General features: G+C 72.4%; 9 protein-coding genes. 3 read left to right on the forward strand and 6 right to left on the reverse strand.

What is annotated here, in order from left to right:
• Positions 1-29 precede the first annotated feature (29 nt).
• A complete protein-coding gene (locus I8N68_RS28850) occupies positions 30-683 on the reverse strand; it encodes a LysE family translocator (RefSeq protein ID WP_200215795.1) in 654 nt (217 codons plus the stop codon).
• 147 nt (positions 684-830) lie between these two features.
• Positions 831-1,769 (reverse strand): DNA-3-methyladenine glycosylase family protein, encoded by a 939-nt coding sequence (locus I8N68_RS28855; RefSeq protein WP_200215797.1) that lies wholly within the window; start codon positions 1,767-1,769, stop codon positions 831-833.
• A gap of 105 nt (positions 1,770-1,874) precedes the next feature.
• Between I8N68_RS28855 and I8N68_RS28860 the strand changes: the two genes are divergently transcribed.
• Together I8N68_RS28860 and I8N68_RS28865 are read left to right on the forward strand one after the other, a co-directional pair.
• Positions 1,875-2,477, forward strand: coding sequence for a GNAT family N-acetyltransferase (locus I8N68_RS28860; protein WP_200215799.1), 603 nt, complete (start codon positions 1,875-1,877; stop codon positions 2,475-2,477).
• Between the two features lie 97 nt (positions 2,478-2,574).
• Positions 2,575-2,715 (forward strand): hypothetical protein, encoded by a 141-nt coding sequence (locus tag I8N68_RS28865; protein ID WP_234040778.1) that lies wholly within the window; start codon positions 2,575-2,577, stop codon positions 2,713-2,715.
• Positions 2,716-2,752: 37 nt separating this feature from the next.
• Here the strand turns inward: I8N68_RS28865 and I8N68_RS28870 are convergent, their stop codons facing one another.
• From I8N68_RS28870 to I8N68_RS28880, 3 genes are all read right to left on the reverse strand, one after another.
• Positions 2,753-2,920 carry a hypothetical protein gene (locus tag I8N68_RS28870; protein ID WP_200215801.1) on the reverse strand — a complete coding sequence of 56 codons (168 nt, stop codon included), beginning with the start codon at positions 2,918-2,920 and terminating at the stop codon, positions 2,753-2,755.
• Between the two features lie 114 nt (positions 2,921-3,034).
• Positions 3,035-3,271: a hypothetical protein gene (locus I8N68_RS28875; protein ID WP_200215803.1), complete on the reverse strand. Its 237-nt coding sequence runs from the start codon at positions 3,269-3,271 to the stop codon at positions 3,035-3,037.
• 235 nt (positions 3,272-3,506) lie between these two features.
• Positions 3,507-3,932 carry a DUF1232 domain-containing protein gene (locus I8N68_RS28880; RefSeq protein WP_200215805.1) on the reverse strand — a complete coding sequence of 142 codons (426 nt, stop codon included), beginning with the start codon at positions 3,930-3,932 and terminating at the stop codon, positions 3,507-3,509.
• A gap of 159 nt (positions 3,933-4,091) precedes the next feature.
• On the opposite strand from I8N68_RS28880, the gene I8N68_RS28885 reads away from it, so the two are divergent.
• Positions 4,092-4,583 (forward strand): DnaJ family domain-containing protein, encoded by a 492-nt coding sequence (locus I8N68_RS28885; protein ID WP_307813014.1) that lies wholly within the window; start codon positions 4,092-4,094, stop codon positions 4,581-4,583.
• Positions 4,584-4,837: 254 nt separating this feature from the next.
• Here the strand turns inward: I8N68_RS28885 and I8N68_RS28890 are convergent, their stop codons facing one another.
• Positions 4,838-5,791, reverse strand: a complete 954-nt coding sequence (locus tag I8N68_RS28890) for a helix-turn-helix transcriptional regulator (protein WP_200215809.1) — start codon at positions 5,789-5,791, stop codon at positions 4,838-4,840.
• Positions 5,792-6,254: the final 463 nt, after the last annotated feature.

Consider the following 6,254-nt stretch of genomic DNA (forward strand, 5'->3'; position numbering starts at 1 on the left):
CCCCGGCCGCCTGGCCCGCGTCGGCGCGGTCAGGGGGTGGCGACCGCCGCGCGGGACCGGTCGGCGGCGATGCGTACGGCCAGGGCGGCCAGCACGCTGCCCATCACGTACCGCTGGGCGCGCGCCCACGCGGGCCGCCGGACCAGGAACGCCGACACCGTTCCGGCGGTGAGCACGATCAGCCCGTTCACCGTCAGGGCGATGACGATCTGGGTGAAGCCGAGCAGCAGGCTCTGCACCGCCACGTGCCCGCGCGTCGGGTCGATGAACTGCGGCAGCAGCGACACGTACAGGATGGCGATCTTCGGATTGAGCAGGTTGGTGACCAAACCCATGGTGAACAGTCGCCGCGGCCGGTCCGGCGGCAGCGGCGGCGCCGGGGTGAACGCGGACCGGCCGCCGGGGCGCAACGTCCGCCAGGCCAGCCACAGCAGGTACGCCGCCCCGGCCAGCTTCACCGCCGCGTACAGCGGGGGCACCAGCACGAACACGGTGGCGATGCCGGCGACCGCCGCGGCCAGGTAGACCAGGAACCCGACGGCCACGCCGAGCAGCGACACCAGCCCGGCCCGGCGGCCCTGGGTCACCGACCGGGACACCAGGTAGACCATGTTCGGGCCGGGCGTGAGCACCAGGCCCAACGCGACCAGACCGATTCCCACCAGCGCGCCGACCGTGACCACGTGCCCTCCCACCGCTTCGCCTGCCGCGACCCTACGCGCCCGCGCCCGTGCCCGGCGGTCCCGGCCACGCCGGCTCAAGGGGCGGGCCTGGCCCGCGCCGCCATCGAATTCCTCGCCAACGGCGCGCGAACAGTTGCGGGCCTGCGGTCACCGCCGACGGCGGCCGGCGATCTCGCCCGTCTCGTCCTCCCGCCAGGTGCGCAGCAGCAGGCTCACCCACGTCCGGTACGGTGGCCACCCGTCGCTGATCCGGGTCAGCGTGTCGTCGTCGACGTCCCCGTCGAGGCGGTACGCGTCCCGGACCGCCTGGCGCAGCCGCGGCTCGTGCCGGGGCGCCACGTCCGGGGTGCCGGCGCCGCGCAGCAGGATCAGCTCGGCGGAGAACGGACCGATCCCGGGCAGCGCCGCCAGCTCGCGCAGCGCCTCGGACGGCGGCAGCTCCCGCAGCCGGCCCGCGTCGAGCCGCCCGTCCAACGCCGCCGCGGCCAGCCCGCACAGCCACTCCGGTTTCCGGCCGGCCAGGCCGCCCATGCTGGTCAGGGCTTCGACGCCGCGCAGCAGCTCGGCGGGGCCGGGGAACGCGGTGACCGGCCCGCCGGGCAGCTCCACCGGGGTGCCGAGCCGCTCGGTCAGCCGGGCCTTGACCGTGGCGGCCTGGGTGATCCGGATCCGGTGGCTGATCACCGCCCAGCACGCCGCCTCGTACGGGGACCAGAACGTCACCGGGCGCAGACCGGGGTAGCGGCGCTGCAACCCGCCTACCACCGGATCCCGCTCCCCGATCGCGGTGAAGTTGGAACCGTCGACGTCCAGGGAGAGGATCCGGCGCAGCTGCGCCCGCACGGCCGCCCCGTCGGGCGGGTCGGCGGGGGAGTGTGCCTGCGCGTGCACCACGCCGTCGGCGTCCTGCCGGACCCGCAGCCCGACCGGGGTCCACCGGCCGTCGAGCGGGAACGCCAGGCGCAGCACCGGGTCGCCCGCGCCGACGTACCGGGCCGGGGCGAAGCCCTCCAGGAAGCGGATGCTGGCCGCCAGCGAGAACGGCCCGCGCGGGGTCAGCGTGAAGGTGATCGGTGTCGAGGTCATCACCGCAGGTCTACCAACCCGTACCGACATTCCCGGGCGGCGCGCCGCACCGACGGCTGCGCGGGGGGACTCGCCAGGACCGGCTCGGCGGGCGACACTACCGAAATGTCGATCGAGCTACGTGCCGCGTCCACCCCCACCGCGCCAGGTCTGCTGCTGCGCCCGTGGCGGGACGACGACGTGGCCGCGCTGCTGGCGGCGTACCGGGACCCGGTGCTGCGCAGCTGGACCCGGTACCCGGTCAGCACCACCGCCGACGCCCGCGCGTTCCTGCGGCGCAGCCGGCAGGGCTGGGCGGCCGGCCGGCGGTTCAGCTTCGCCGTGCTGGAGCCGGGGCCGGACGGCGAGCGGCTGGTGGCCAACGTGGTGCTCAAGGACGTCACCCCCGGGCGCCCGTACGCGGAGGTGGGTTACTGGACCGCCGCGCCGGCCCGGGGGCGGGCCGTGGCGCCGCGCGCGGTCACCGCCGTCAGCGACTGGGCGTTAGGCCGCTTCGCGGCGGGCGGGCTGACCCGGCTGGAGTTGCTGCACCAGGTGGACAACCCCGCCTCCTGTCGGGTGGCGGAAAAGAGCGGGTACGTCTTCCAGGAGGTGCTGCCGGCCCGGCCACCGTTCCCCCGCGACGGGCACCGGCACGTGCGCTGGCGGTCTAGCCGCGCCCGGCTGGCACACCCTCCGGTCGTCTCCTCCACATTCGACCAGGATTGACCATGCCGGGAAGCCGACTACATTTTCGCGGCGCGCGCGCTCGGCGCTGTCCTTCCTGGGCATCGGCCTGAAGACCCCGGTCGTGTCGTGGGGCATCATGATCAGTGAGGCGCAGAACTACATCCGGGTCTCGCCCTTCCTGCTCTTCTTCCCCGCCGCGTTCCTCGTCACCGCCGTGCTGAGCTTCGTGATGCTCGGCGAGGCTGTCCGCGAGGCCCTCGACCCGAAACTCCGCTGAGCCGTCCGACGATCCGGGCGATCCGCCACGCTGATCCTCACTCCTCGCCGACGGTCTCCGTCTCGTCGTCGTGCATGAACTGGACGGCGAGGTGCTCGTCCGGCTGCGGCGCCTGCTCCAAGTGGTGGTGGGGATCCCCGTCGGTGGAGAAGAGCACGTCGTCGGTCTTGTGGGTCTTCTCGCGGTTCTCGTCCGGATCTGTCACGTCCACTCCTCCCGGATGCCGCACCGACCATGAACGGTCCTGCCTGCTCAGGTCAGCCTTCTGCCACCCACCCTAGGCCGGTCGGGCGGCCATGGCAGGGGTTCGGCGAGCCGGTCACCGGCCGGCGAGCAGGAGTGCCGCCGCGACGACCAGCCCGGCCTCGACGAGGACGACGAAGACCCGGTCATTGATCCGGCCGACGACGCGGCGGCCCACCCACGCGCCGGCGAGGGTGGCCGGGGTGAGCGCCGCGCCGAGCAGCAGGACGTCCCGCACGATCAGCCCGGCGGCGGCGTACCCGACGGTCTTGGACAGGTGCAGGGTGAGCGCGGCGGCGGCCTCGGTGCCCACGTACCCCGGCTCGGGTCAAGCCGTAACCCAGGAAGAAGGGGACGGTCAGCGACGCCCAGGTCGTTAGCCGCGCAGCGCGCCGCGTCCGCCGCCCCGCCGGCCGACCGCGCCGCCTAGCCTCGTATCTCTGGCAAGGACCGGCAGCACGCCGCCGCCCCCGAAACCGGTCACCGTCGACAGCAGGCCAGTAGGAACGCCGCCGCCGAGGTGGCCAGCAGCGTGCCCACCGGCGGGGTCAGCGCTGCGCCGGCTCGGCGCCGGTCGGGCCGTTGCCGGCCGGGCCGAGCAGCCGCAGCAGCAGGCGCGGCTCACCGGGCCAGGCGTCGAGCAGCACCTGTCGGGGCACCTGACGGCCGGCGTAGCGCAACGCGAGGGCGACCACCACGATGTCGTCGAGCGGGCCGATGATCGGCAGGAACTCGGGGATCAGGTCGATCGGGCTGGCCAGCCAGAGCCCAGCGACGACGATCGCGATCCTGGCTCGGCGAGGCACCCGCGGGTCCCGGCGCAGCCGGCGCACCGTGGTCAGACAGTCGGGGATGAACGCGGCCAGGTCGCGCAGGATGCCCGGCGGGAGCCGCCGGGCCAGCAGCACCAGCAGGGCCCAGCTCGCGATCAGGCAGGCCAGCGCCACGCCGAGGCCGATGAGCCAGTCGCGCACGGGGGTGTCCTTTCTGCGGGTACGAGCACCGCCGACCCACGCCAGGAATGTACGCCGGGCCACCCGCGTCCGCGCGCCGCGGCGGGAATGCTCGGCCGCTGGCACGCGCTGAAAATCGAGCGCGAGCAGCCGATACGGTGGATGCGGGAGGTGACGGCGGTGACGACGGGCTGGGAGGCGGCGGTCGAGGCGCAGATCCGCGCGGCTCAGGAGCGCGGCGAGTTCGACAACCTGCCTGGGGCGGGCAAGCCGATTCCCGGCCGGGACCTGCCGTACGACGAATCCTGGTGGATCAAGAGCTTCCTGGAGCGCGAGGCGCTCCCCAGTGACCTGCTGCTGCCGACTCCGTTGCAGCTGCGCCGCCGCGTGGAGCAGGTGCCGGACGAGGTGCGGGACCTGCCCACCGAGGAGTCGGTGCGGGCCTTCGTCGCCGACCTGAACGCGCAGATCGTGGCGTGGCTGCGGACGCCCACCGGCCCGCGGGTGGTGGTCCGGCCGGTCAACGCCGACGACACCGTACGCCGGTGGCGGGCCGACCGGGAGCGGACGGCGGCCGGGCGGGTCGCGGCGGCGCAGCCTGGACAGGTGGCGCAGGCGGCCAAGCCCACGACCCGGTGGCGCTGGCGCCTGCCCTGGCGGCGGCGCGGCTGAGCCGGGCGGCGGGTCCAGCAGGACCACTCCAGATCGCCCGCGGAACCGGACCAGTCGCGCGCGGACTCTCAGCTCCTGGCCGACAGCGCCGCAGGTCTGCTCGCCATCTCGGCCACGTGCGCGCTGAAAAACCAACGGATATGGCTGACCTGGCGGATTCCGGGGGCTGATCTTGGGTTAAGGGTGTGCCCGGTCGCCCGATGCGGTGAGGATCATGCCGGCCGAAAGTCAGGCTGGTTGGATCAATGCGCCACTCAGCCGTTGGCCTGGAGTAGTTGTCGTGCCCGGGTCAGGAACGCTTGGCGCACCTCGTCGGGGTGCAGTATTCGTAGCGGCCGGCCGAGGCTTAGCAGGTAGCGGGCCAGGCCATCGGCGTCCGGCCCGCCGATGTCGACGATCGTGGCGTCATCGCCGTCGGGATGGTGGACACCGACGGTGGGTGGCACCACACGCAGGGCTTCGTCAGCGGATGCCTCGAGCCGGATGGTGACGCGTACTGGGTAGGGGCCGACGGCGATGCCCCTGCCCACCATGTCGGCCGAGTCTGGTTGGTCGGGCAGGATCGCAGGTTGGCCGGTGCTGGTGGCTTCGACGATCCGGTCGGCCCGGAAGGTGCGCCAGTCCTGCCGGGACTTGTCATGGGCGACGAAGTACCAGCGGCGGCCGGTGTAGACGAGACGGTAGGGGTCGACCTGGCGGCTGGATGTTGCGCCATGACGGTCGCGGTAGGTCAGCTGGATCCGTTCGCCGCGTCGGCAAACGGTCGCCAGGTCGAGTAACAGCGCGGGAGAGAATCTGTTGTTCGTCCGGTCGGGTGTGGTGTGGGTGACCGCGACGTCGAGTTCACCGAGCCGGTCGGCGATCCGGGCGGGGAGCAACTGGCGCAGTTTCAGCAGCGCGGACAGGGCGGCCTGGTCACTGCCGGCAACGCCACTCAGTGCGGCCGTACGCAGCCCGACCGCTACCGCCAGTGCCTCCTCGTCGTCGAAGATCAGCGGCGGCACCTGTGTACCGCGGCCGAGGCGGTAGCCACCCCACGGGCCCATGGTCGATTCGATGACGTAGTCGAGTTCCCGCAGCCGTGCGATGTCACGCCGCACAGTGCGTTCGGTGATCCCGAGCTGTCCGGCCAACTCGGCGCAGGTCCATGACCGCCCCGTTGACAGCACGGTCAGTAATCGCAGCAGTCGGCCTGAGGTGTTCACCACAGCCGCCAGTCTGCCCGATAACCAGGACCGTTTCTGACCGGGTCAGATCCTAGAGTTGCCGACCATGAGCGAGAAGACAGCCACGACAACGACAACGTCCGCCGGAATGTCCGCCAAGGCCCGTTACGGGGGAGTCGGCTTTGACTGCGCCGACCCAGCCGAATTGGCCCAGTTCTACGGCACCGCGCTAGATCCTTGGTCGCCAGATTCTCGACGTTTGTGTCAAGTTTTTGAGCGGGCGTAACGTTGTGTTGCCCGCTCCACATTTTGCAGACATAGGTTCTGACCAGCCACTTTGGGTGGCACAGCCGGTCGCCACGGCGGCCGGACATCGGCGCAGCGGGTGGCGGCGGCCGGCCAAGATCGGGCCGCAGGTCCCTGCGTGAGCTTGGCCCGAGGTGGGCCACAGGCTATTTGTCCAGCTCAACTGGCCTGCTCGGCGGTCCGAGGCGGAGCCTCTCTG

It is taken from the genome of Micromonospora coerulea (genome assembly GCF_016598485.1).
GTDB classification, from domain to species: Bacteria; Actinomycetota; Actinomycetes; order Mycobacteriales; family Micromonosporaceae; genus Micromonospora; species Micromonospora coerulea.